This is a genomic window from Candidatus Alcyoniella australis (assembly GCA_030765605.1).
Lineage (GTDB): Bacteria > Lernaellota > Lernaellaia > JAVCCG01 > Alcyoniellaceae > Alcyoniella > Alcyoniella australis.
This window is the reverse complement of sequence record JAVCCG010000129.1, coordinates 1-24,515: the sequence shown is the minus strand read 5'-3', so window position 1 is coordinate 24,515 and position 24,515 is coordinate 1. Positions and strand designations below refer to the sequence as shown.

19 protein-coding genes are annotated in these 24,515 nt (G+C 59.4%); 12 read left to right on the top strand and 7 right to left on the bottom strand.

Annotated features, from left to right (window positions below; all coding sequences use genetic code 11):
* Positions 1-231: 231 nt before the first annotated feature.
* Entirely contained in the window at positions 232-1,896 is a 1,665-nt protein-coding gene (locus P9M14_15930) for a DUF6055 domain-containing protein (protein ID MDP8257235.1), read from the bottom strand.
* Between the two features lie 315 nt (positions 1,897-2,211).
* Here P9M14_15930 and P9M14_15925 point away from each other — a divergent pair, with 315 nt between their 5' ends.
* The 7 genes from P9M14_15925 to P9M14_15895 all read left to right on the top strand — a co-directional run bounded on the left by P9M14_15925 (position 2,212) and on the right by P9M14_15895 (position 8,997).
* Positions 2,212-2,676 carry a MarR family transcriptional regulator gene (locus P9M14_15925; protein MDP8257234.1) on the top strand — a complete coding sequence of 155 codons (465 nt, stop codon included), beginning with the start codon at positions 2,212-2,214 and terminating at the stop codon, positions 2,674-2,676.
* Positions 2,676-5,498, top strand: a complete 2,823-nt coding sequence (locus P9M14_15920) for an MMPL family transporter (GenBank protein ID MDP8257233.1) — start codon at positions 2,676-2,678, stop codon at positions 5,496-5,498. The genes P9M14_15925 and P9M14_15920 overlap by 1 nt, the downstream gene beginning before the upstream one ends.
* Complete coding sequence (locus tag P9M14_15915) at positions 5,495-6,265, top strand: outer membrane lipoprotein-sorting protein (protein MDP8257232.1); 771 nt, start codon at positions 5,495-5,497, stop codon at positions 6,263-6,265. Before P9M14_15920 ends, P9M14_15915 begins: the two co-directional genes overlap by 4 nt.
* 39 nt (positions 6,266-6,304) lie before the next feature.
* Positions 6,305-7,675, top strand: coding sequence for a hypothetical protein (locus P9M14_15910; GenBank protein MDP8257231.1), 1,371 nt, complete (start codon positions 6,305-6,307; stop codon positions 7,673-7,675).
* 76 nt (positions 7,676-7,751) lie between these two features.
* The gene (locus P9M14_15905) at positions 7,752-7,943 is read left to right on the top strand and encodes a hypothetical protein (protein MDP8257230.1); all 192 of its coding nucleotides are present in this window, start codon (positions 7,752-7,754) and stop codon (positions 7,941-7,943) included.
* Positions 7,944-8,015: 72 nt separating this feature from the next.
* Complete coding sequence (locus tag P9M14_15900; protein ID MDP8257229.1) at positions 8,016-8,306, top strand: hypothetical protein; 291 nt, start codon at positions 8,016-8,018, stop codon at positions 8,304-8,306.
* Between the two features lie 13 nt (positions 8,307-8,319).
* Entirely contained in the window at positions 8,320-8,997 is a 678-nt protein-coding gene (locus tag P9M14_15895) for a hypothetical protein (protein MDP8257228.1), read from the top strand.
* Here P9M14_15895 and P9M14_15890 read toward each other — a convergent pair.
* The gene (locus tag P9M14_15890) at positions 8,994-10,022 is read right to left on the bottom strand and encodes a family 43 glycosylhydrolase (GenBank protein ID MDP8257227.1); all 1,029 of its coding nucleotides are present in this window, start codon (positions 10,020-10,022) and stop codon (positions 8,994-8,996) included. The genes P9M14_15895 and P9M14_15890 overlap by 4 nt on opposite strands.
* A gap of 167 nt (positions 10,023-10,189) precedes the next feature.
* Here P9M14_15890 and P9M14_15885 point away from each other — a divergent pair, with 167 nt between their 5' ends.
* Complete coding sequence (locus tag P9M14_15885; GenBank protein ID MDP8257226.1) at positions 10,190-10,399, top strand: hypothetical protein; 210 nt, start codon at positions 10,190-10,192, stop codon at positions 10,397-10,399.
* Positions 10,400-10,424: 25 nt separating this feature from the next.
* A complete protein-coding gene (gene tsaA / locus P9M14_15880; protein ID MDP8257225.1) occupies positions 10,425-10,922 on the top strand; it encodes a tRNA (N6-threonylcarbamoyladenosine(37)-N6)-methyltransferase TrmO in 498 nt (165 codons plus the stop codon).
* Positions 10,923-11,077: 155 nt separating this feature from the next.
* Here the strand turns inward: tsaA and P9M14_15875 are convergent, their stop codons facing one another.
* The 5 genes from P9M14_15875 to fbp form a co-directional block, all read right to left on the bottom strand.
* Positions 11,078-11,719 carry a C25 family peptidase propeptide domain-containing protein gene (locus P9M14_15875; protein MDP8257224.1) on the bottom strand — a complete coding sequence of 214 codons (642 nt, stop codon included), beginning with the start codon at positions 11,717-11,719 and terminating at the stop codon, positions 11,078-11,080.
* Positions 11,720-11,848: 129 nt separating this feature from the next.
* A complete protein-coding gene (locus tag P9M14_15870; protein ID MDP8257223.1) occupies positions 11,849-14,329 on the bottom strand; it encodes a hypothetical protein in 2,481 nt (826 codons plus the stop codon).
* 29 nt (positions 14,330-14,358) lie between these two features.
* Positions 14,359-17,670 (bottom strand): DPP IV N-terminal domain-containing protein, encoded by a 3,312-nt coding sequence (locus tag P9M14_15865; protein ID MDP8257222.1) that lies wholly within the window; start codon positions 17,668-17,670, stop codon positions 14,359-14,361.
* Between the two features lie 46 nt (positions 17,671-17,716).
* Positions 17,717-18,958 (bottom strand): hypothetical protein, encoded by a 1,242-nt coding sequence (locus P9M14_15860; protein ID MDP8257221.1) that lies wholly within the window; start codon positions 18,956-18,958, stop codon positions 17,717-17,719.
* Between the two features lie 150 nt (positions 18,959-19,108).
* Positions 19,109-20,119: a class 1 fructose-bisphosphatase gene (fbp, locus tag P9M14_15855; protein MDP8257220.1), complete on the bottom strand. Its 1,011-nt coding sequence runs from the start codon at positions 20,117-20,119 to the stop codon at positions 19,109-19,111.
* Between the two features lie 124 nt (positions 20,120-20,243).
* Between fbp and P9M14_15850 the strand changes: the two genes are divergently transcribed.
* Genes P9M14_15850 through P9M14_15840 form a run of 3 tightly spaced genes read left to right on the top strand, consistent with a single transcriptional unit; the run spans position 20,244 to position 24,057 of the window.
* Positions 20,244-21,983, top strand: coding sequence for a glycosyltransferase family 39 protein (locus P9M14_15850; protein ID MDP8257219.1), 1,740 nt, complete (start codon positions 20,244-20,246; stop codon positions 21,981-21,983).
* A complete protein-coding gene (locus tag P9M14_15845; GenBank protein MDP8257218.1) occupies positions 21,980-23,098 on the top strand; it encodes a DUF362 domain-containing protein in 1,119 nt (372 codons plus the stop codon). The genes P9M14_15850 and P9M14_15845 overlap by 4 nt, the downstream gene beginning before the upstream one ends.
* Entirely contained in the window at positions 23,095-24,057 is a 963-nt protein-coding gene (locus P9M14_15840) for a GDSL-type esterase/lipase family protein (protein MDP8257217.1), read from the top strand. Before P9M14_15845 ends, P9M14_15840 begins: the two co-directional genes overlap by 4 nt.
* The last annotated feature ends 458 nt before the right edge of the window (positions 24,058-24,515 follow it).

The window sequence follows — 24,515 nt, the reverse complement described above, 5'->3', positions numbered from 1 at the left end:
GGCCGATGTAAAGTTGCATTGGGCTGTCCTCCTCAAAGTTTGTGTCGTATGAGCACGTTTAACGTTTGAGGCTGTTTTATCAAACAGACCTCGAGGACAGCCCTCTTTCATGTATACGCTGCAAAACACGCGAGCGGACCACGAGACCCTCTCCGCGACGCGGCTTGATCGTTGTTCAATGATAATCGTACTGCGCTGATTCTACAGCAACCAATTCTCTCCGCGGCTACCCTACCCGCAGCACCCTGCGCTGGAGTCGTCATCGTCATCGCCCGCGTCGTCGTCATCGTCGTCGCCGCTGGACTGGGTGATGTCGGCGGCCCAGGAATATTTGAAGCTGCGGGAGGTGCCGAACTTGTCCACGGCTCTGATCTTGCTCGGGAACGGCGTGGGAATCAGCCAGACCTCGTCGTAGTCGTTGCCAAACCCGTTGATCTCGATCGAGCCCTCTTCGCCCTCGTCGTCGGTCAGGAGTTGCAGCACCTCGTAGTCGGCTTTGCCGCCGCCCACTGCGACCACGGTCACCAGCCAGTCGATGTCGTTGTCCTCATAGGTGTTCTGGCCGTTGAACTCGATGAGCAGCGTCCCCTCGGCCGATCCGGGACGCAGGCGATAGAAGTTGGCGCCGATAATCCGCGGACGTTCGGTCTTGGCGACCTCGTCGTCCTGCTGCACGTAGGGATAATCGGAAACGGTTTGGGTGATCTCCACCTCGTCCCACATCTGGGATTCCTCAAGGTCGTCCATGGCCACCTTGGCCACAAAATCGCTGAACACTGTCTCGAGGTCGGTATCGTTGAAGTCGGTCGCGTACTCGTCGGTGGCGACCAGGATCCCCGCGGGATGGGGGTCGATCCACAGGTCGTAGATCGTCTGCTCGCCATCGTAGTACTGGTCCAGGTAGCGCGCCCAGATGCACATTCCATATTGGTGCGGTGCGCCCGAGGAGAACTGGTGCAGCGACTGGTGCGGGTTCTCCATGTAGTAGTTGAGGAAGTAGATGTACTGGTTGACGTCGTCGTAAACCTGGTCCTCCATCCAGACCGCCGTGGCCTCCCACCACCAGTTGCTCTCCGAATCGAAGTATCCGTGGGGGTAGTTGATCAGCCAGATGGCGAACTGCAGCACGTGGAAGAACTCGTGGGCCGAGATCTCCTGGATCGCCGGCTCGTATTCGAGAATGTCGGGGTGCATCACGATGTACGACATCTCAGGGGTCTCGAGATTGTAGTTGTCCTGCATGTAGATCGATGTATAGGCGCCGGCAAAGCCGATGTCCGGCACGTTCTCGCCCACATCGCCGGAGTTGCCGACGTAGATGTCGACCAGATACGAGCCGGAGCTGCTCGGGGCCGGGTAGCCCATCGCCACCACCTCAGTGTCCCACGACTGCTCCAGGGCTTCGATCATCAACTCCACCTGGAGGGTAGTCGGCGGATTGAGCGTGCCCCACTTGATGTTGAAATGCTCGGACTGCTCGGAGAACGGCGTGTCGTGACCCGGGCGCGGAATGCGCGCCTTGTCCGGCAGGGTCGGAGGAGTAAAACTTTGGTCACCGCCGACCAGCAGGACAGCGTCGATCTCGTCGCGCGCCCAGTCCGAGAGCGAATCGTAGGCCGCCAGGACCTCGAGGATCACCGGCGTGCCGCACTGCGGCTGGGACAGCGACGCTCCGCCGACGCCGGGCTGGGCGTACTGCGAATCCTGGCCTCCGCCACTGAGGGCATGAACCTTGGCCACCAGGGCCTGTTCGTAGCTCAGCTCGCCGTTTACACGATCCGCGTCAATCGCATCGAGGGTGGCATCGAGATCAAGCGTCGGACCAGCCAACGCGGGCGATGCGTAGAGTAATACCAAGGCCGCGAAGGCCGCGATGATCAAACTCAGATGTCGCACGAAAAGCTCCTCTCGACGTACGAAGACCGGTACGTATGATGCGTTCCCCGTAGGGTCGCGGGCGGTGAAATTCTCCATGCCAAGCCACGTGATGTCAAGCCATCTTGCAGGCAAAACCGAGGTTTCTTAACGGTTTTTATCATCCGGCTCTCAAAAGGCCCGCGGCCGTTGTTATCTAGTCAATGCGGCCGCCGAGGCCGCAACCCGTTTACCGGCGTAGTTTGCACGATTATTTAAGTTGACGCGTATGATGTGAATCATTAACATGCTGCGTCATAAGCTTCGAATCTTGAAATATTCAGAGATCGAAATAACATGGACGACCCGGAGATTCGGAAAATCCAAGATCTGCTGCAGCGGATGATCGACCGCTACCTTGAGGCGCAGGTGCTGCACGGCAGGATCTCGCGCATGCCCTCGCAGCAGGTGATCACCCTCAGCGCGCTGGGCGAACAGGGGATGCAAACCATGAGCTGTTTGGCCGACGGTCTGCGCCTGGCTCCGAGCACCCTGACCGGGATCATCGACCGGCTGATCGAGCGCGGGTTCGTCGAGCGCCGTCCCGATCCCGAGGATCGGCGCGTGGTGCGCGTACAGCTATCGCGGGCCGGTAAGCGCCTGTTTCGCGAAATCACGGCCTACCGGCGGAAATTTACCGAGCAGGTGATCAAACACCTTAACCCCGCACAGCTCGGACAACTTCTGGAACATCTCGAGGCGATCGCGCAGGGAATGGAACGCGAACTGCAAGCCATCGACAATGGAAGGAACAACAAATAATGCGCCTTTGGAGCAAGTTCGTCCTGAACAATCCGAAGTTGATACTGGTCGCCACTTTGATCGTCACGATCTTTTTCGCCTTGCAGATCCCGAAAATCAGGATCAGCAACGAGATCAAGGAATTCTTACCCAGCGATAATCCGGCCAAGTCGTATTACAGCGTGCTGACCAAACAGTTCGGCTCGGACACGATCATGATCTTCGGCCTCTACACGCCCGAGGGCCAAGACCAGACGATCTTTCAGCCGCGGGTGATCGAGGCGCTGGACCGCATCTGTGAAAAGCTCGAGCAACTGCGTTTCGTCGACCGCATCGGCGACGAGTTCGACAGCCACCGCCCCGGTTGGTTCATCTGGCCCGATAGCCGCTCCGACCTGGCAGATCTGCGCAGTTCCCTACCCGAGTGCGACCAATCGGCTTGGGACAACCAAAGCTGCATGCGGCTGGCCGATCACGACGACCTGCGGACACTGCTGGTCAACGAGCCCACCCAGTGCAGCGTCGAGAATCGCGGCGAAGGCCTGTGCTTCAGCGCCCAGAGGCAGTTCGTTCCCAAGCTGATCGAGCGCAACTGCGCAGGCTGCACCGAAGCCCAAATCGAGGACGACATCTGCGCGCGCAGCGTGTTGATGGAAGACGTACTGGCGATCCCCACGGTTAAAACCGTACGCGGCAGCACCGAGCTGCTCGAGGACGGCTCCGAGGAGGTGGTGGTCTCGGTCAGCGACCTGCTCCCCTCGTGGCCCGCGGACGAACAGGAGCAGCTACAGATCGTCAAACAGCTCGAGCTCGACCTGTTCGATTGGGAGACCTTCGCCGGCACCATGGCCAGCTACGACAAGCTCTCGACCGGAATCATGATCAAGCTGCCCGCGGGCATGGAGATCGAGCAAAAAGAGGAGATCTACAGACAGGCGCGGGCGATAGTGCAGCAGGAAGTCCCCGAGGGGATCGAGGTCGAGGTCGCCGGATCGCCGGTGATCACGATCATGCTCGGCGAGTACATGCAGCGCGACCTGCGCACGATGATTCCGCTGGTGCTGCTGGTGATTTTGGCGACGCTGCTGGTCTCGTTCCGCCGCCTGGGCGGAGTGGCCCTGCCGATGCTGACGGTCATCATCTCCGTGATCTGGACCGTAGGGTTCATGGCGCTGGTGGGCAAGCCGATGACGATGATCACCAGCTCGATCCCCGTTGTACTGATGGCGATCGGCACGGCCTATACGATCCACATGATCCACTACATATACGAGCTGGTGGCCGAGGGCGTACCGCAGAACGAGGCGGTGGCCAAGACCCTCCAGGAGGTCGGCCTGGCGGTGGTAATGACCGGCGTGACCACCGTGGTCGGCTTTTTAGCCAACGCCACGAGCAAGGTGGTGCTGATCCGCGACTTCGGCCTGATGCTCTCGCTGGGCGTGGCCGTGGCGCTGATCGTCTCGATCGCCACGATCCCTGCGCTGCTGGTGCTGTTGCCGGTCAAGGCCCGGCGGCTGGGCGGCAAAGACGGTGGCTGGCTGGGGCGCAACGTGGCGAGCTTCAGCATGTTCTTCTACAACCACCGCAAAGCCGTGCTGATCGCCATGGTCGCGGGGCTGCCGGTGACGATCTTCCTGATGAGGGGCATCTACAGCGACAGCAACTTCGTCACCTTCTTTAAAAGCAGCAGCGAGATCATCCAGTCCGACCAACGACTGAACGCCTCGTTCGGCGGCACCTCGGTCATCGACCTGGTGTTCGAGGCCGAGCCCGACGCCTTCAGCGATCCGCAGAGCCTGGCCGCGGTGCAGGGGATGATCGATTATGTCACTGCCTTGCACGAGCAGGACCCGCAGACCTATCCCGAGCCGGGCAAGTCGATCAGCGCGCTGTCCTACCTCAAACGCTTCCACCAGGTGACCAACGGCGGGGACCCGCAGTTCTACCGGGTTCCCGAGACCGAAGACCAGGTGCTCGACTACTACTTCACCATTGGCGACGAGCAACTCGAAGGCACCCTGGACGTAGAGGATTACGCGGCGATCCGCGTGGCGATGCAGTTCAAGGAAGGCAGCACGCGCAAGTTCTGGTCGCTGCGCGACGCGCTGTTCGACTACTACGACCGCGAGATCCAGGGCGAGCTGGACTGGGCCAGGCCAGGCCCGCCCGAGCCCGGGTTGTGGGACAAAATCCACAACATCTACAACCCGAACATCACCGACTCGGGCCGCCACGGCTCGCTGATCATCTCCGGCCCGCACTTTTTGCAGGCCGAGGCCGACCGGATGATCGTCACCGGCCAGATCACCTCGCTGGTCGTCTGCCTGGTGGTGGTGTTCATTCTGTGCATGATCATCTTCCGCTCGGCACTGGGCGGACTGTACGCCATTGTGCCGGTGGTAGTGACGATCGGCATGAACTTCGCGCTGATGGGGCTGACCGCGATGCTCTACACCCACGGCCTGCCGATACATCGCATTCCGCTCGAGATCGGCACCGCGTTGGTCTCGGTGGGAGCGATAGGCATGGGCGTGGACTACGCGATCCACTACCTCAACCGCTTCCGGCTCGAGGTCGCCGCAGGCCATTCGCCGGTCGAGGCGATGCAGCTCACCGCCCAGACCGCGGGAGCGGCGATTGCGATCAACGCAGTATCGCTGATCCTGGGCTGGCTGGTGTTGATCTTCAGCCAGTTCAACCCGATGATGCGCATGGGCATCCTCACCGCCCTGAGCATGTTGGTTGCCGCGAGCACAACGCTGATCTGCTACCCGGCGCTGTTCGGCCTGTTTGTGCCGCGCTTCGTTAAGAAACAACCTCACACAGGGAGTACCACCAAGTGAGAAAGATAGCTTTTGCGTCAATCTTCGCCCTGATACTGGGACTCGCCGTGGCCGCAATGGCCGCGGATCTCAGCGCGGACGAAGTCGCCAAGAAAACCATGGAGCGCGACGAGGGTCTGGACAAGGTCGAGACGATGAAAATGACGATCGTCACCAGCAACGGCAAGACCAAAGAGCGCACGCTGCAGATAAACAAGCTCTACGACGATGCGGGCAACATGCAGCTGATGCGCTTTGTCGAGCCTGCCAAGTACAAAAACTACGGCTTCCTCTCGTTGCAGCACAAGGACGGCGACGACGACCGCTGGATGTACATGGCGCGCCAGAAAAAGACCGTGCGCATCGAATCGTCCAACCAGAACGACTCGTTCATGAACTCGGACCTGAGCTACTACGACATGTCCGACCACGACGCCGCCGACCAGACCCACGAGCTCAAGGGCTCGGCCGTAATCGACGGCAAGGATTGCTGGATCTTAAGCTCGGTGCCCAAAGATAAAGAGATCGAGTACAGCAGGATCGAGACCTGGGTTTGGAAAGACCAATACGTGCCGCTGCGCCTCAAGATGTACGATGCCAACGGCCAGCTTATTAAAGAGGGCACTGCCCAGCGCATCGAGCAGATCAACGGCTTCTGGACCGTGATGGTGCTCAAGATCGAGAACGTGCAGCAGGGCTCGAACACCACCTTGACGATCCTCGAGATCAAGCACAACCAGGGGCTCAAACCCGAGCTGTTCACTTTGCAGCAGCTCGAAAACCCCTGATTCGATTCCGGCCCGCGCCGAACGTAAAGGATTGATTAGATGCGGCGTTCGATTGCACTGGTGCTGATCGTTTGTCTGCTGCTCCCCGTTGCGGCGCTGGCCGCCGACGTGCAGCTCTACGGCTTCCTGCTGGCCGACGGCCGCCTGCTGGCGCAAAAACTGGGGCGGGCCAAGCAGGCCGCCATGCACTCGGCCCTGGCCTGGCTCGACCTGAGCCTCAACGCCCGCGGCTCTGGTGGTAAAGCGCGGATGTTCGCCGACGTGGATCTGCGCTACGACGTGCTGGATCAGCCGATCGACGCCCAGCAGGGCGAGCAGACCGATGTCCGGCTGCGCGAGGCCTACGGCATGTACCTCAGTAAGTACTTTGCCGTGGCCGCCGGACGCCGCATCTATCAATGGGGCGACGCCTACGAGTACAACCCGATCGACGTGGTCAATCCCGACGATCTGAGTTCGTTCTTCACCTACGACAAGTCCGAACGCAAGATCGGCGTCTGGATGCTTGAGGGCGATTTGTTCCTCGGGCCCGCGCGGCTCGAGGTGGTCTGGATTCCGCTGTTCGAGCCCGACCGCATCCCCTCGGACCCCGATCAGAGCATCTGGGTCCCTCACCAACTGCGCATCATCAACACGCTGGCCACGGACTTCGACTTCTACATTGAGGAGCTGCCCGAGAAACGGCCCGAGCCCACGCTGAATAACTCCGAGGTCGCCGCGCGCCTAGGCCTGAGCCTGCGCGGCTGGGACATCTACGCCGTGGCCTTTGACGGGTTCGACGACTTCCCCACCTACCGCATCGACACCTACGCCTCGAAGCTGCTCTCCGGCGACTTCCTGCAACTCCAGCGCGTGTACCAGCGGGTCAACGTCTACGGACTGTCGGTCTCAACCGGAGTCGGCGGCGTGGGCCTGCGCTTCGAGGGCTCTTTCACCACGCCCAAGTGGTACCTCTACGAGCTTCCGGTGGACGTAGACAATGCCGATCTTAATTACGAAACAGCCTGGGCTTTTCTGAACTTCGTGGGCAAGGACTACCGCACGCGCAAGGCCACGGTGGACGGCATTGTGGCCGCCGACTACATGTGGGAGAGCGGCCGCGTGGTGGCCCAGTATTTCCACTTGCAGATCCTCGATTACGAACCCAGATTGTTCGACGCCGAAATGGAGTCCGGCACGATCCTCAACGTAGAACAGGCGTTTTTAGAGGATATGCTGGCGTTCAGCGTTTCCGGGTTTTACAACTTCGCCCACGGCGATTGGCTGCTGCACCCCGGCGTGGACTACCTGTTCACCGACGACTTCGCCCTGCAACTCTCGGCATACATCATGGGCGGCGAGGAAGACACACGCTTCGGCGAGTTCGACAAGAACGACATGCTGGTCCTACGGGCTAAATACAATTTCTGACATTATTTATCAAAAAGAAAACTGAGATTATAAATATCCTTGACTTTTTGGCATACTTATATTATTTATCACTATTATGGCAAAAAAGCTTAGCCCAATCACTGAACTAACAAAAAAGAAATCCGCTGCATTGGGAATGGAATCATTTGATTCTCAAGCAGCAGCTTTTCTATTAGAGCAGCTAGAACAAGGCAATGAACAATTAGCAAACATGATTGTCAAAAAAGACAAAATGACTACAATAAAAAAGAAAAAAGGGTGCAAATAATTCTATATATTAGTTGGATGTCAATATTTTTATTTATTTCCGATTTCTTCGTATAACAATTTAGGAGATCTTGTGCAGGACTGGCAAGCCATCGCCGCAATAGCAACAGTAGGATTATTTATTGTGGCAATTGGTGGCCTTATTATTGATATTTTTTATAGAAAAACTAGTTCCAAAAAAGATGTTCGTAATACTTATACATTATTTGACAATAGCAAAAACTTTTTAAATGTATACGGGGATGGGGATGTAGATGATGAAATGATTCAATTTTTATATACAGAAATGAAAGAGAATAAAAAGAACGTCTTGAAAAAAGTAAGGAGCACTAAAAAGAAAGAGGATAACAAGGACGATGTATAGACTAGAGACTAGTATGTATCGAAGAATTTACAACGCAAGGCCCCAGTCACAAACATTGAATGAATTCTTCCTCCGAAATACTTTGCTTCCGGTTCATCTGAACGTGATCGCCCAAGAGGCCCTGGGTATAAACCATGGCGGGATACGAAATGATGGCCTTTTCTTCCAGGAAGTTCCATTTATACGAGGTGCAAAGGGTTGGCTACAAATAAAATACATCGAGACACCAGACTACGCTAAAAGATTCAGAAGTATTATCGACCTCGTCGAACTGGACGAAGAAGGAACAGAGTTTATACGAATATGGATCAGCAATCATGAAAAAATCAAACCTGAGTCAAAATGGTTCTATCTAGCAGTTGAAGTTGCACATTTACTTCTACATAAAGACCTTCTTGAAATACCAAATTTCGAACGGAGCCCAAAAGATGTGATAAATGCGAACGATGAAGCTTTTCTATTCGCTCAACTATGTCTCTGGCCAATAAAATCAATATTCCCGGGTAATAACCAGCAAAAACAACGTTCGGATGATGATCTCGTTAAAATACTCTGCTCCGAATATAATAAAACCTATGAGCAGTACAACCTAAAATACCCACGGAGAAAGGCGGCAGCGCAATGTTGGAGTTTTTTAAACCGTCTTCGTTTGCATCTACCTGAATACTATAAGCAAATTAGCAACTTCTAGTTCCCGCACCACTCCAGATCATCATCATCATCCGAATCGTCGTCCACTGGCGGGGGTTCGGGTGCGGGATCGTCGTCGTCATCGTCGGGATCCACGTAGGGTATGCCGTGGGAGAACTGCAGGCGGTCGATGCGCACGCTGCGCTCCCAGCCGGGAAGCGGGCTGTCTTTCGTGTGGTAGAAGATCAGGTATTGGTTGGGGTCTTCGGGTGTGCGCGCCAGGCTGTGGTGACCTGGGGCAAAAAAATTGCGGTCCACGTCGGTCGATAGAATCGGATTGTAAACGTACTTCTTAAAAGGGCCCAGCGGGTCGGAACCCACGGCAAAGCCGATGGCGTACCACGGCAGATTTCCGCCGTTGCCCGAGTACATCAGGTAGTAGGTGTTGCCGCGCTTGAACATCCAGGGGCCTTCGTTGATGAACCCCTCCCACGACAGCGGCAGCGGCCGTGTGAGCACGATCCACCACGGGTCCACGTGTTCGTAGTCGGGCATCGACGAGACGCGGATCGTGGCCCAGGGCTCGTACCCCACGTAGTAGATGAACAGCCTGCCGTCCGGCTCGCGCCAGATAAAGGCGTCAATGGCGTTGAATTCGCATCCGCCGTAGCCGTCGCCGATAAACGGATGGTCGAACACGTCAAAGAACGGCCCTATCGGCGAGTCCGAGACCGCCATGCCGATCTTCTCGTTGGCCGTGTAGTAAAGGTAGAAGCGGCCGCTGAGCGGGTCGCGCTCCACATGCGGGGCCCATATCTTGCCATCGTTCCACCAACCCGCGGGCACCGGGCCCCAGATCACGCCACGATAGTCCCAGTGCTCAAGGTCGGTCGAGCTCCAGCATTCGAGGCGGTCGGACTCGAAACCCGTGGTCGGATATAGGTAGTACGTGCCCTCGTGATACAGCACGTGCGGATCGGCCGCGCTGGGGGCGCCGGGCAGGTCGATGGGCGCTGAATAGCCCAGCACGCTCGCGGGAAAAGCAACGATCGCCAGCAGGAGGATGATCAGAGTTGGAAAACGCATGATTGGACTCTCTGTGTGTGGCGGCGGGCTCCGACATTATAGCGCGATGCGTTACAGAGCGACAATTAAACGGGATCAGCTCATCCACGAAGGATAAACGGTTTGACAGCCCGAATGATCGCGGGCCACACTGCCGTATAGATCAATCAAACAGCGAGGAGGAACCGATGGCCCAAGCCAAGAGCACCAAGGGCGTAGTTCCCGAGCATAAGCTGTTCGACAAGCACGCCCACCATGCCAACCATCTGTGCGAGCTTACGCGCAAGCGCGAGATGGCCAAGGTCGCCAAGTTCTCCAAGGGGGCCAAATACGTCTGCCACATCTGCGGACGGGCCTCGGCCAAGGCCGGCAACCTGTGCGAGCCGATCGAGATCTGATCGACACTCCAACCCGGGCGCATCCATGAAATCCATCGAGTTTAAGCCTATCGGCATCATCCGCAGTCCGTTCAAAGTGCAGGCCGGGACCCCGATCAAACCGCGCATGGGCGGAGCAACGCGCGGCGAGGTGCAACTCGATCCGGCCTACGTCGCGGGATTGGCCGACCTCGATGGTTTCGAGCACATCTGGCTGATCTACCTGTGCCACGACGCCGGTCCCTGTTCGCTGAGCGTCAAGCCCTACCTCGACGATCAGGCCCACGGGCTGTTCGCCACGCGCGCGCCGAGCAGGCCCAACCCGATCGGCATCAGCTCGGTGCGGCTGTGCGCGGTGCGCGGCAACGTGCTCGAGGTCGAGGGGCTCGACGTGCTCGACCAGACCCCGCTGCTCGACATCAAGCCCTATGTGCCGGGATTCGACTCGATTCCCCAATCCCGCTCGGGCTGGATCGAAGGACGCACCCAGCGCGACACGCTGGCGGACGACCGATTTAAAAAAGGAAGCGGTGGGCACCTTTGAGGCGCCCGCCCGGCTTTGAGCCGGAGCATGCCTCGCGTATTACACTAGTCGTTGACCAACGATGCTCGCTGCGTCGCGGGGCTTGGCGTTGACCAAGGTGCCCCCCGGCGAGCCTACACACAAAGATCGATTTCTCGATCTTTACCCCCCTATTCTTACCGACAGCTAGGCTTTGCCGTTTGGGCCGCAGGATCGGCGTCGTTCCCAGGGTCTTGTCCGTACTCGAAGGTCAGGGCGAAAGTCGCGCTACGGGTCGTTTGCAGCTCGCCTTTGGCCGCATCGTAGCGCAGGGGCGCAAAGCTGATGGTGACCACGCTGGTCCCGCGCATCTGCCCTACCTCGGAAACTTCGATCAACTGCGCGGGATAGAGTCCGGCAACGGCGTAGGCCTGCTCGTCAAAGTCGAAGCTTGCGGCCTGTTGCCCCTCGAGCAGCGGCGCCTGAAACGGCCAGGGCACGATCCCGCTTATCACGCCGTGGTCCGCCTCGATCAGCCGCACCCCAATGCTCACGCCCGCGGGCACCTCCAGCCGCTCGCGGATCAGCGGCAGCTCGGGCAGTCCGACCTGTTGGGTCATGCCCTCGCCCGGCAGATACAACCGCTTGAATTCGCGGTCCTGGGCCTGTTGATCCTGGTAGAACACGCCGGGCACGCTCAAGCGTAAAACCAGCTCGTCCGCGCTACGGCTGACCACGCTCAGCTCGAAATCCGTGCGGTCGACCACGCCTTGAGGATCGAAGCGCAGGAAGTCCGCGCGCTCTTGCGCCACGGCGATCGTCCACAGCATTGATACCATTAAGCTCAGAAGAACTAATCTGCGCAGCATTCGCCTCCCCTTTTATAAAACCAGAATAGCCCATCGCGTCTATACGAAAAAGGGGGAGGACTTGCGCCCTCCCCCTGTCAATCGTCGATTGTCGCCGTACTACTTCAGCCAGTCGCCGCCCATGGCGCGTTTATCGCCGTAGGTGATCGGGATCACCGTGGACCAGGGGTACGGATCTTGGATGTACTTGCCGGAGACCGTGTACAGGCTCCAGCCCTCGAAGGTCGGGTCGATCCAGTTGAAGCCGTAGTTGATCAGGAAGTACCACGGATCCTCATAGGTCTCGTTGGCCGGTAGGTAAGCACTGCCGTAGATCACGCCGCCGGTGTCGGTGACCTTGAAGATGCCGGGGTAGGCCTGCATCCACCAGTCGCCGATGGTCGAAGTATTCTGGAACAAGCTCTTGGGCAGCCAGTCGCCGTATGCCAACGGTACGTTGTAGTTCGACCGCGCCGGGTCGAATTTGACGTAGGCGCCGGGCACCGGGCCATCGCCCTGAACGAACACTCCGATGTAGATATCGTCGTCGTTCATCAGGCGATCGTAATGTTTGGGATCGTTGGCGTAGCGGCTGGGCACCCGCAGCTTGAGATGCATTACGATGTTGTCCTGCAGGTCGCACATTGAATTGGCGGTGTCACCCCAGGTGCATTCGTCAACGCAATCCTCGAGGTCGCCGCAGCCGATTGTGCCGAACTCGTCCTTCTTGGAACAGTTCACAACACATTGCCAGTACGGATTGGCCGAATGCTCGGAGCAGCTCTCTACCGCCTTGTCGCGGCTCAAGGTATTGCCCTTGTTGTCGGCCAGTTCGATGTCCTCGTCGTCAACCCGATCCACCCAGTGACCGCACAGTGCGTCGTCGGTGTTACATCCCTGATAGTCAGGCTTGACCTGGAAGATCGGCTGCGTCGGCACGCCGATCACGTGGTCGTTCCAGTTGCCGCGGACGAAGTTGACGTCGGACGAGCCGTACGGTCCCTGATGGAACAGGTTCCAGCCGGCATCGCCGTAGATCAGCAGGATGCCCATCGGCATCGGCTCGTCGAACAGGAAGACCGAGGCGATGCTGTCGTCGCGAACATCGGACTTGGTCCCGCCGTCATGGTGCGTGTTGTACAGCACCTTGGAGTCGATAAAGTCGTACTCGAGCTGATTGGAGTCGTCCTTGTCGCGGATGAACCAAATGTAGGCCTGGAGGATCGAAATCGCGAAGCCTTCGATCTCGTAGAAGTATCCATCGTCAAACACTTCCTGTGCGATGAATCCCTTCCCCTTGTTGAAGTTGTTGACCTCGGGATCGAAAATCTCCAACGCGCTGAACGTCAGGCGCTTGCCGGTCAGGTCGGTGTCCGACCCTCGGTTGCCGCTGTTGGCGGTGAAGTTGCGGACAATGTGGTTGCCTGCGTTGCCGCAGTTGTCAACCAGCCAGGCTTCGATCGTGTGCTCACCGCTGTCGATGTCGCCGTTAACGCTGACACCGATCACGGCCTTGCTGTCCCAGGAGGTCATACCCCAGTCGGCTGAGGGAATATCCACGCTCTGGACGTCGCCGCCGTTGATCTGCACGCGAATCTTGCCGCCGACAATGTCGCCTTCAGCGTCGCGATAATGGAAGAAGATGCCCAATGGTTGGTCTGAATCAAGGGCCGGTGTGCTGGACTCGCCGTAGGTGCTGATTGCGCCGCCCTTGGAGTAGTAGACGTCTTCGATGTCGGGGGCATGCTGCGCCTTGCAGCCGTAATAATCGACTACATTCTCGTCCCAGCATTGGTCGCGCAACGCAAGCGCTTCGCCGCAGGACAAGGTGTAATCGATCACGTCAATGCACTTGAACAGGTCGCGGTACTCGGAATTCTTGGAATTGATCGAGTACCAATCAGCGCAACTGCTTACAGTAAAGTCACCCGAAGCGCAGGGCTCCATTGCCTCGCACAGGGCCTGATACAGCTCGCAGCCCTTGAGTACCGGCGGCGTGTCGTCGTCATCGTCGTCATCGTCGTCGTCGTCCGCGCCCGGATCAGCGTTGACCTTAACCGAGCCCAGGTCGAAGACCTCCCAGATCGGATTGTCCTCCCGTCCGGTTATCGGCGCGGTGAGTTCCTTCTGGTTTACCGGATCGATCCAGGACACGAGTGTCAACTGATCGGGATTCCGGCTGGTGTCAACGCTATCAACGTAGCTGAGCTTGAGCCAGCTTCGCAACGGCAGGATCGACATCGAATACTCGGTCTTGCCCGGTACGACATCCATGATGCCGGCTGTGGTTACCGCATTGGAAACCCCGGTTTCGGCGTCAAAACCCAGCGGGAATACACCGACCTTGGGATACGGAACCTGATAGAAGGTTTCGTTTAATCCGTCACGGTCAAGGTCCATCGGCATGCCCCTGCGTCCGGTGGTTTCACCGAACTCGTTGACCTCTTCGGCCAGGGCTATCTCATCGACCTTAAAATGGAAGGTGTCGTTGCCTTCAGTTGGAATCTCCTCCGTTATCTCGGTGCTGTCAGGCATGCAACCGATGAGCAAAGCCATGGCCGCCGTGATAACCAGGAGGAACGAGATCGTTCGCCAGTTCATTTCAACCTCCCACACCGTGGTCAGGTTTATCAATCAAAGTCGGTGCCAAGACCCAGGTACCACCGGACCGGGAACTTATCCCGCTCCTCGTCCTGGAAGCCGTGGGCGACCTTGATGAAGCTGTTCCAAAATCCGTTGAACAGGAACATCGTAAACCGCAGCTCGCCTCCGACGTCGTAGAGCAAGTCGTCGGCAAGGGTGAACTCGCCGTCGCCGTTGTCGTCGAAGATCTTGGCCGGGTTGTAGAAGTCCTTCTGCTTGTTCACATGGGACCAGAGGTTACCCGCGTCGCCGAACACCGCGCCGTAGACCGCGTCGAAGTAGAACGGTCCGAACTTGGTGTCGATGTCCCGAATGATCGGGAAGCGGTACTCCAGACCGGCCACGGCCATGGTCTCACCCTCGAGGGTGTAGCGCTCATAGCCGAGGAAGGTTCCGTTGTTGGAGTAGGCTCGCGTGCCGGAGAAGGTCATTCCGCCGGCAGCGAAGCGATCGTACCAGTGAACGCGGCCGTAGCTGTTGCCCCAGCCGAAGTCCTCGGGAACGGTCGAATGCACGAACCCACCGATGAACTTGAAGTTCAGGGTGTGGTCCAGCTTGTACCACTGGTAAGCCCAACCCTTGCCCGCGGTCAGGTCGTACTTGCTGCGGGGCGTGGTGCCCCAGAACGGGATCGGGAAGTACTTCTGATAGTTGACGTTGAATCCCCAGTAGCCGTAGTCGGGCAACGGATAGAGGGAGTCGTCGGTCTCGGTATCGTACTTGGTGTAGTAGTTCTCGGTATCGCCGTAGATCGCGCTCAGGTCGGAACCCATCGAAGCACCGGTAAACGGCTCTTTGATGTTGGGGTTGGCGTACATGAACTCAAAGAAGAACGACGAGCCTCCGCGCGGGTTGGCGCTGCCGTCCAGGCGGTAGTCGATAATCGAGTCGTTGGAGTAGGCCAGGTTGAGGCTGCGGCCGGTGAACTGCCGCATGCGCATACCAGGCTGCTCGACCCGGATGTCTTTGAAGAAGTAGTAGAAGTACCAGTTGTTGCCTTTGAACGTATAGCGCGCGCCCATCAGGTAGAAGGCCGCGTCGAACGAGGCCTTGAGCTTGAAGTGCAGGGCGTCGAACTCCGAGGAGTTGATCGGGAAGATCCGGTGCAAGCTCAGGAACGTGGTGAACGGCAGCATGTAGTTCTCGTACCACAGGTGGTACTCGGTCTCCTCGCCGAACAGCATCTCGCCCACCACCAGGTTACGTTCGGCCTGGTCGATGGCGATCGTTGTGAACCCGGCTTTGAAGCGCTGATCCTCGTACATGAACTCGGGGTAGATCACCCAGCGTCCACGATGCTCGGCCCAGATCGGCCAGATGCCCAGCGGACCGTTCCACACCGCGTAGTCGTGGCCGACGATCTCGGGGATTGGGTCGAGGCTGGCCAGGTTGGCGGCGATTTCCTCTTCAGTCACGTCAAAGTAGTAGTCCTCGACCTTCTTGCCGTAGAACTCGTCGAACTTCATCTCGTGCAGCCGGAAGCCGTGCGCGGTGAAGTAGGCGTAGTTTATTACGGTCTCGCCCTCGCCGTTGGGGCTGATCCACGGCCAGAACGCGCCACCGATAACGTTGGTCAGCTGCGTGAGCTCGTGGGTTTCGATGTCCATCTTGTAGACATTGAAGATGCCCGTGCGGTCGGAGGAAAAGACGATGCTCTTGCCGTCGGGCATCCACGACGCGTCGCGGTTGTCGAAACGGTCGTAGGTCAGCGGCCGCAGGTCGGTGCCGTCGGAGTTGATCAGCCAGATGTCCTGCCGTCCATGGCGGTACATCAGGAAGGCGATCTTGGTTCCGTCCGGGCTGAACGTCGGCCATCCGCACTGGGTCATATCGTTGAACTCGACCAGCTTGTAGTAGCCGCCGTAGTTCGGGTAATCGAGAATCGCCAGGCTCAGCTGGCCGTTGTTGGCCACGGTGAAGGCGATCTTGTCCTCGGTGGGCGACCAGGCCGGGTTGAACGCACGGACCTGGTGGGTCACGCGGGTATGGACCTCTTTCTCCACATCGTAGACAAAGATTTCCTGGCGGTAGTCGTGACGGTAGGGCTCCGCCGCGTGCTTGACGTAGACGATCTTCGTGCTGTCGGGCGACCAGTCGAAGCCCTCGGCGGGCAGCTTGGCCACGAAGACCGGCTTTTCGTCGTTCTTCTCTTCGAGATCGGGATGGGTCTTGCGCACGTAAAGGTTCGGGTAGTAGCTGCCCGAGCCGGCGGACGAGGCGAACGCCAGGTACTCGCCGTCGGGGCTGTACTTGGCCTGCAGGTTGTGGATGCCCTCCATCCACTTATCCTGATCGGTGCGCTCGGCCTTGGGCGGCAGCCAGTCCCAGAACTCCATCTCGGTGCCCTTGTACTCGTTGCCGTAGATCCCCTCGAGCTCGCGGGTGTACTTGTTGAGCAGCCACTCTTTCCAGCGGTTGTACAACTCGTCGCGGTTGATGCCCAGCTCGCGCTTGATCACCGTGCCGTATGCGAGATTCTGCCACTCCAGGCCGGCCTGATGCCACATCTTGGCGTTCATATCCATGCCGTATGTTTCGCCGATGTAGTTGGTCATCGAGTAGCCCTGGTTGTAGACCAGCTCGCTTTGGATGAAGTTGTCCTTGTCGTAGATGATGTCCATCTGGTCCATTGTGAGGATCGTATCCTCGAGGACCGCCATACGAAGCAACATCTCACGATGGGTATCGAAGTTGTCGGTGCCGTAGAGTTGGTCGGAATACTGGGCCACGCCCTCGACCATCCAGGTCGGCAGGTTCTCGGAGCCCCAGAAGTAGCCGACGCCGATGTCGAAATTGTATTTCTGGCTCGAGCGCGTACCACCGACCACCAGGCCGATCATGTTCTCGCGGAATACCGCCGCGGCCTTGAGGCTGACAATGTGGCCGTACTCGTGGGCGAAGACCGACTTGATGTGGTCTTGGCGCCCGCGCAGTGTGATGTAGAGGTTGTTGGTCCACAGCGTGATCCAATCGAAGTTGTACGCTGCGAAACCGTTGGAATAGTCCTCGGTATCGATGATCGTGATCCGAGTTTTATGCGCGGGCTCGAAGTTGAAATAGGTCGTGATCGTGTCGTGGATGTCCTCAATGTACTTGGAGAGCACCCGCGCCGAATATTCGGTCTGGTCGTAATAGTAGATTATGAAGTGCTCGGTCTCGAAGTACTTCCAGTCCAGCTCGTTATGCGTGATCTCTCCATCCCAGAGGAAGAAGGACGCCGAGGCCGTCTGGGGCACTGAGGCCAAAACGAGGGTTATCACGACAGCGGCCAAAACCAGTTTGGCGCTCATCGCTTTCATGGTGACCCGCTCCATCCTTTTAGCTTGCGTCAACATGATTCACCCCCTACTGCCAGCGCTTGGCAATGCCGATCGAGTAGGTGATACCGGCTGGCTCATACGTCTCGACCTCGTATGGCGGTAGGAAGTAAGACCGCGAGTACTTGAGGAAGCTGTTCTGCCCGGCGAACGGGACGTCCATGCCGATCCAGACGTCGTAGCCCGAGCTGCGCTGATAGAGCAGCTTGGGCTGGACGTTGATGAACGTTCCCTTGTCGTCCAGCGTCAATCGACGGTCGTCCTTGTCCTCGATCGTAGTGTCGAACAGCCGCGACATCACACTGACCCCAGAACCCACGGCGAAGCTGCCCAGATAGGGCGGCAGCTTGGGCACCTGGAAGAATACCTCGCCGTAGCCCTGGACCTGATCGGCCATGTCTATCTCGCCCGGGCTGTACTTGGTGTTCGAGGGCATTCGATAGAGGTATCCGGCCTTGGCCATCGCCGAGAATTTCCACAACTGCTGCTTGAAGGCCACGCCGCCGTAGAAGTCGGTTGTGCCCGCGGTCAGATAGTTGCGTGCGATCTCGTTGCGCCGCGGGTTGTCGTTGCCCGTGGGGAACTTCCAGTTGGCGTCAATCGCCAGCGAGGTGTTCCAGTCGTCGACGTAGCGATGGTAGACCTGGTAACGAATCTCGAAACTGGCGTCGCCCATCTGCGGCAAGGTGGCTTCCCACAACTTCCAGATGTCGTCCTGGTCCAACCAATTGCGCAGGGCGTCCTCCATCGAGGCGCCGTAGACGTTGCTCTTGAAGCGCCGGTAATTTTGATTGCCGGGCTTGATCAGCGTCTCTTTGTAGCTGAACGGGAAGCGCATCGTGAAGGTGAGGTTGTCGGTAATGCCCAGACCGAAGTACAGCTCCCAGGTCTGTTTCTTGACCTTGAAGCTGCCGGTGACCAGGTTACCGTCCTCGTCCCAGTATTCCGTGGCGTAGAAGTGGTGGTAAACCACTCCCAACTCGGAGATCCGTCGATTGTAGACCAACGGACGAGCCACGTAGTCGGTGGGATAAGTGAAGACGTCGTGCAACGGGTGATCTAGGGCCGCTTCGCCCCACTTGTTCTCATCCTCGTCGTCGTCGTCGTCGCCTTCGTCGTCGTCGTCGTCGTCGTCTCCGCCATCGTCGTCGTCACCGTCATCGTCGTCGTCGTCGTCACCGTCATCGTCGCCCTCCTGGGCCAAAGATGCGGTGGCGAAGCTTACGATGAGGAAGATGACCAACATCAGAAGCACCGCCCTCAGCTTCATCAGTTATTCCTTTCCTTGGTCGCGTGCAGGATCAAAGGGCAATTCGATCAAATTTCCTGGGTCTCTTGACTAGGTAAAGGTTGCGAGCCTTTAAGACCGCTTATACCTAAATGAACGGCCGGAAAAAGTCAAGTTGCCCCGTGCACTGCATTAACTTGTTTTTACGCCCTGTTTTATGAACTTTTCATAGAGATCGACTTCCTTGGCGCTGCCGATAATCAGCGGCACGCGCTGGTGCAGAGACTGAGGTTCGATGTCGAGGATACTGCGCCGCCCGTCGCTGGCGCGGCCGCCGGCCTGCTCAACGATGAAGGCCAGCGGAGAGGCCTCGTACAGCAGCCGCAGCTTGCCCGAGCTCTTGCGCGGATCCTTGGAGTCGCGCGGATAGAGAAAGATCCCGCCGTAGAGCAGCGTACGGTGGAAGTCGGCCACCAGGCTGCCTATATAGCGCAACGAGTAAGGCCGCCCCGTAGAGCGGTCCATCTGTTTGATGTAGCCGATGTACTCCCGGGTCGCATCGTCCCAATACGGGTAGTTGCCCTCGTTGACCGAGTAGAGCTTGCCGCTGGCGGGAATCGTGATGTTCTCGTGCGAGAGCAGGAACTCGCCCATCGACGGGTCGAGGGTAAAACCGTGCACGCCGCTGCCGGTGGTGTAGACCAGGATCGTCGACGAGCCGTAGACCACGTATCCGGCCGCGACCTGTTTGCGCCCCGGCTGGAGCAGACCGCCCTCGAGCCCCGGCTCTTCGCGCGAGCGGTGGATCGAGAAGATCGTGCCGATCGAGACGTTGGCGTCGATGTTGCTGCTGCCGTCCAGCGGGTCGAAGGAGACAACATAGTCTCCGCGCAGGTGTTCGGCCTGCACGCAGACCGCGCTCTCTTCTTCCTCGCTGGCCATCGAGTTTAGATAACCCGAGCTGCCCAGCACGTGCTTCATCACCTCGTTGGCGTAGACGTCGAGCTTGCGCACCTGTTCGCCCTGGACGTTGCGGCTGCCGGTCAGGCCCAGGACTTCGACCAGGCCCGCCTTATTGACCTCGCGCGAGATAATCTTGCATGCCAGCTCGATCTGCGCCAACAACCCCGAGAGCTTGCCACGCGCCTCGGGAAAATGGCGTTGGTTCTCGAAAATGAAGCGTGTCATGGTTTGGCTTTGCATAGCTTCTCCATTGGTCGTGTTGCCGATTTTTTATGTTCCTTGCAATAAAACCCACACGCGACTCGCTTGTCAATCTCAAGTCGCGGCCTTGCTCGGCATAGTCCGGCGCGGCTAAGCTTGTCCGATGCCCAAATACCTCTCCCTGGCGATACTGCTGCTGGTGATGGCGCTGAGCGCTGCGCTGCACGGCCAGTGGATCGCCAGCGACCAGGCCGTGCTCGAGATCGACACCGTCGATCACATCCAGGCCTTCCAGAAGTACCGTTTCGTGCACGGCGATCCACGGCTGCCCCTGGGCGATCGGCTGCACGGCGCCTTTGGCTACCAGTACTTCACCAGCGTGCCGCCGCTGATTTTCTGGATGACCTGGCCGCTGGTCTCGGCCTACGGCTCGAGCCTCAACGTGGTGCGCTCGGTGGCCGTGATCGCGCTGCTGCTCTACCTTCTATCCATCTACCTGCTCGCGGCCCGGCTGGGCGGACCGTGGGCCGGAGCTGCCGGCGCCTGCCTAGCCGCCTGGTTCGCCGACGTCAGCCTGCTGGGTCACGTCTACGGCACGTTCCTGCTCGCACCGGCCTGCGTGACCCTGGCGATCTGGGCCTGCCTGACCTCCGAAGGGTTCACCCGGCTGTGGCGTTGCGTTCTGGCCGGTGTGCTCATGGCCGCGGCGATGTGGTCCGAGCGCGGCATCCCGCAGATCTACCTCGTTGCGCCGCTGGCGCTGATCGTGCTCCACGCGCTTTGGCAACTGCGTAACGAACAGCGATCGCCGCGGCGCTTCGCCCTGGGAGCGACCCTGGCCCTGGTGCTGCCTACCCTGGCCGCCCTGCCCTTCATCGTGGGCTACATTCAGACCAACTCCACGCACAACTCGGACCTGATCTCCGTGCCGCTCTACCCCTACCGCGACCAGTGGTACTACTACCTGAAGAAGGGGCCGCGGATCGTGCTGGGCTACAGCAACACCGTGCTGTTCCTGGTCTCGCTGGTGTTGGTCTTTAAAAAAAGGCTGGCCGGACGCTGGCTGCTCGGGCTGTGGATCGCCGCGCCGCTGATATTCTTTTCAGCGATCTCCACCAAGGACTTCGTCTACCTCGCCGGAATCACCACGCCGGTCGCGGCGCTGATCGGACTGGCGATAGCTTCGCTGAAGAACAACCGCCGACGCGTTGCGCTGCTGCTGCCGTTTCTGGTGCTCGGTTTTTTACAGTCCGCGCCGCGGGTGCTGCCCTGGAACTGGTTGACCCGGTTGGCCCGGGAGCACCCGATCGTGCTGCAGTGGCAACGTCCGCCGCCCGACGCCACGCTGCCGCAAAGCGCCAAGCCGCTGGAGGATCAGGCCCGGCAGATGCTCGAGCGCGTGAACGCGGACGAGCACGCGGTGCTGTGCATCCTCTACACCGGCCGACAATATCCCGTTGGCGGGGCCAACCCCGAAAACGAGGCCAAGCGCCTACAGTTCACCCTGACCCTCCTGCGCCCCTGGTCCGTGGCCGTGTTGGTCTACGGGCCGCGGGGAATGATGCTGCTCGAACAACCCTACGAGCGCATGCGGCGCATCGTCGAGCAACGCAGCCGCATGGCCGCGCGCTTACTCGATCCGCTGAGCCACGATTTCGACTCGCTGCAGCTGATCGTCGGGCGCTACGGCCAGGGCGGGTTCCAAGGATTCATCCGCGCTAAAGACCGCCGGGCAGGCGGCAACGTGATCGTCAAGGACAGCGACGGATTCCGGCATCCGCCGTTCGTGATCGACCCAGCGCGCATCAGGCCGCGACAGGTCGACCGGATCTACACCACCGGCGAGCTGCCGATCACGGTCTGGCGCGACCAACCCATCACGACATCGGAGGAAGAGCCATGAGTAATCCTAGCAAGGTATTCATGATCGACCTGCGCGCCCACAACAAGCGCAACCTGTTTCAGCGCATCGACGCGTTACTCGACGCCGCGGGCTTCGAGCAGATCGACTTCAAAGATCGGCTGACCGCAATCAAGCTGCACTTCGGCGAGGCCGGCTGCACCGCTTTTATCAGGCCGGTGTTTGTGCGCCACTTCGTGCAGCGCCTGCTGCGCGCCGGGGCCCGACCGGCGCTGATGGACACCAACACGCTCTACCGCGGCTCGCGCTCGGATTCTGTTAAGCATCTGCACACCGCGCTGCAAAACGGCTTCGGCTACTCCTCGGTCGGCGCGCCGCTGATTATCGCCGACGGGCTCAAGGGCACCTCGTGCGTCAAAGTGCGCGTGGATTGCCCGCAGCTGGCCCAGGTCAGCATCGGCGCGGACCTGCACCACAGTCAGGCGCTGCTCTCGCTGGCGCACTTCAAGCTGCACGAGCTGACCGGGTTCGGCGGCGCGATCAAGAACATCGGCATGGGCGGCGCGGACCGCGCGGGCAAGCTTTTGCAACACTCGACGGTCAACCCCTACATCGACCAGGAGACGTGCATCGCCTGCGGCGACTGCGCGATCCAGTGCAACTTCGACGCGATCGAAATTCCCGAGGGGGGCAAGGCGTCGATCGACCCGGATAAGTGCAGCGGCTGCGGAAGCTGCATCGTGGTCTGCCCGGTAGGCGCGATCCGCACCAAGATGAACGCCGGGGCCGAGCACTGCCAGATGCGGATGGCCGAACACGCCCTGGGCCTGCTCTCGAGCAAGGCCGGACGCGCGCTGTTCGTCAACTTCATCACCGACGTCTCGCCCGCCTGCGACTGCTACTCGCACTCCGACGCGCCGATCGTCGCCGACATCGGCATTGTCGCCTCGCGCGATCCCGTGGCCCTGGATCAAGCCTGCATCGACCTGCTCAACGCCGCGCCGGGACTGCAAAATACCGCGCTGAAATCGGCTCACGCGCCGGGCGCGGACAAGGCGCGCGACATCTACCCGAGCATCGACTGGACCGTGCAGCTTAAGCACGGGGAGCGCATCGGCCTGGGCAGCCGGGAGTACGAGCTGATCTCGGTCCGATGAGCGCTGCGCGCCGCGCGCTGTTCGCCGTTGTGGCGGTCCTGGCGCTGCTGGCGTTGGGCGAATTGGTCTGCCGACTGATCGTGGCCGGGACCCTGGCCGATCAATCCCAACACGTTGAGGACGGCTATCGCTACGCCGGCGGCAAACTGCGCTACGACGCGGAGCTGGGCTGGAGCGTGGAGTGCGAACCCGGAGCATCCCCCGGTTGGGCTCCCCTGCCCTCGGATCTGCGCCACAAACCCGCGGACGTGTTCCGGCTGTTCGTGGTCGGCGACTCGGTGGCCTACGGCGCCAACGTCCAGACCTGGCGCACCTTTGCCGCGCTGGTCGGCCAGGGCCTGGACCAAAGCTTTCCCGGCCGCAGGCACGAGGTGTTCAACGCCGCGGTCCCGGGCTACGACCTGACCCAGATGGCGCTGCGCCTTGAGCGCGACGTGCTGCCCCATCAGCCCGATCTGGTGCTGGTCTGCGCCGATCCGTTCGACGTGCGGCCCGAGCTGCAGCAGGGGATCAGCGAACGCCGCCGAAACGGGCCGCTAGTGCACAAAATCCAAGGCCTGCTGCACCACAGCCGGATGTACTACCTGCTAAGCCTGGCCCTGATCCGCGCCCGGCACTCGATCGAGAAGACGCCGTTTGGCGAGCGCGGTCACGCGCTGGAGATCATCGAGGCGGTGTTTCAGCGCGCGGACGTGGCGCACCTTTATGTGCCCGTGGCAATGCTCGAGTCCGACCGCCGCTCGTTCTATCAAGAGGGACGGCAGTGGTATCAACGCTCGGGCCTGGATTGGGTCGACACCTACCCGGCGCTGCAATCAGCCCTGGACGAGCAAGGGGCGGACGCCCTGCTGATCAGCCCGGTGCACCTCACCGGCGAGGGGCACCGCCTGGTGGCCGAGGAGATATTGCGCTATCTCGACGAGCACCCCGGCAAACACGCGAGCGAACCAGGGTCGTAACTCCACGATCCTCTCCGCGACGGAAGATGGTGGGGTAATAATGTTGGATAACATTATTGGGTGGGCGCGAGCAGGGCTGGCTATGAGCCGGTGCAAAGCTCGCGGATTACGCAGGTAGTTGACCAACGATCCACCCCGCGTCGCGGAGATCATCGTTGAACTACGTTCATGGTCCGCTTGTGAGTTTTGGTGCAGCTCCAAGCTGCAAAACCACTCGACAATACCCTGATCGCGCGGGGGGAGAGAGCGGCGCGTCGGCTTGGAACAAGCCGACGCGCCTGTCCCACACCCACCTGCTCGCCGGGAGGATTGGATCGAGATTAATTTGCGAAGTTGGGCTAAAAGACGTGCTATCCGTAGCGTCAATAAGCGGCACCAGGCTCTTTAAAACCATTTGTCGCGTCTAAGACTCGAGGGTCGAAGGGAATGCCAAGGGTTGCATGGTGAATCGTTTTAGT

What these genes read in the sequence shown, in the direction of transcription:
- P9M14_15870 (MDP8257223.1), bottom strand. Translation starts at nt 14,329, where the DNA reads ATGAACTGGCGAACGATCTCGTTCCTCCTGGTTATCACGGCGGCCATG.
- P9M14_15890 (MDP8257227.1), bottom strand. Translation starts at nt 10,022, where the DNA reads ATGCGTTTTCCAACTCTGATCATCCTCCTGCTGGCGATCGTTGCTTTT.
- P9M14_15865 (MDP8257222.1), bottom strand. Translation starts at nt 17,670, where the DNA reads ATGAAAGCGATGAGCGCCAAACTGGTTTTGGCCGCTGTCGTGATAACC.
- P9M14_15875 (MDP8257224.1), bottom strand. Translation starts at nt 11,719, where the DNA reads ATGGTATCAATGCTGTGGACGATCGCCGTGGCGCAAGAGCGCGCGGAC.
- P9M14_15920 (MDP8257233.1), top strand. Translation starts at nt 2,676, where the DNA reads ATGCGCCTTTGGAGCAAGTTCGTCCTGAACAATCCGAAGTTGATACTG.
- P9M14_15895 (MDP8257228.1), top strand. Translation starts at nt 8,320, where the DNA reads ATGTATCGAAGAATTTACAACGCAAGGCCCCAGTCACAAACATTGAAT.
- P9M14_15925 (MDP8257234.1), top strand. Translation starts at nt 2,212, where the DNA reads ATGGACGACCCGGAGATTCGGAAAATCCAAGATCTGCTGCAGCGGATG.
- P9M14_15885 (MDP8257226.1), top strand. Translation starts at nt 10,190, where the DNA reads ATGGCCCAAGCCAAGAGCACCAAGGGCGTAGTTCCCGAGCATAAGCTG.
- P9M14_15840 (MDP8257217.1), top strand. Translation starts at nt 23,095, where the DNA reads ATGAGCGCTGCGCGCCGCGCGCTGTTCGCCGTTGTGGCGGTCCTGGCG.
- P9M14_15845 (MDP8257218.1), top strand. Translation starts at nt 21,980, where the DNA reads ATGAGTAATCCTAGCAAGGTATTCATGATCGACCTGCGCGCCCACAAC.
- P9M14_15860 (MDP8257221.1), bottom strand. Translation starts at nt 18,958, where the DNA reads ATGAAGCTGAGGGCGGTGCTTCTGATGTTGGTCATCTTCCTCATCGTA.
- fbp (MDP8257220.1), bottom strand. Translation starts at nt 20,119, where the DNA reads ATGCAAAGCCAAACCATGACACGCTTCATTTTCGAGAACCAACGCCAT.
- P9M14_15850 (MDP8257219.1), top strand. Translation starts at nt 20,244, where the DNA reads ATGCCCAAATACCTCTCCCTGGCGATACTGCTGCTGGTGATGGCGCTG.
- P9M14_15905 (MDP8257230.1), top strand. Translation starts at nt 7,752, where the DNA reads ATGGCAAAAAAGCTTAGCCCAATCACTGAACTAACAAAAAAGAAATCC.
- P9M14_15910 (MDP8257231.1), top strand. Translation starts at nt 6,305, where the DNA reads ATGCGGCGTTCGATTGCACTGGTGCTGATCGTTTGTCTGCTGCTCCCC.
- tsaA (MDP8257225.1), top strand. Translation starts at nt 10,425, where the DNA reads ATGAAATCCATCGAGTTTAAGCCTATCGGCATCATCCGCAGTCCGTTC.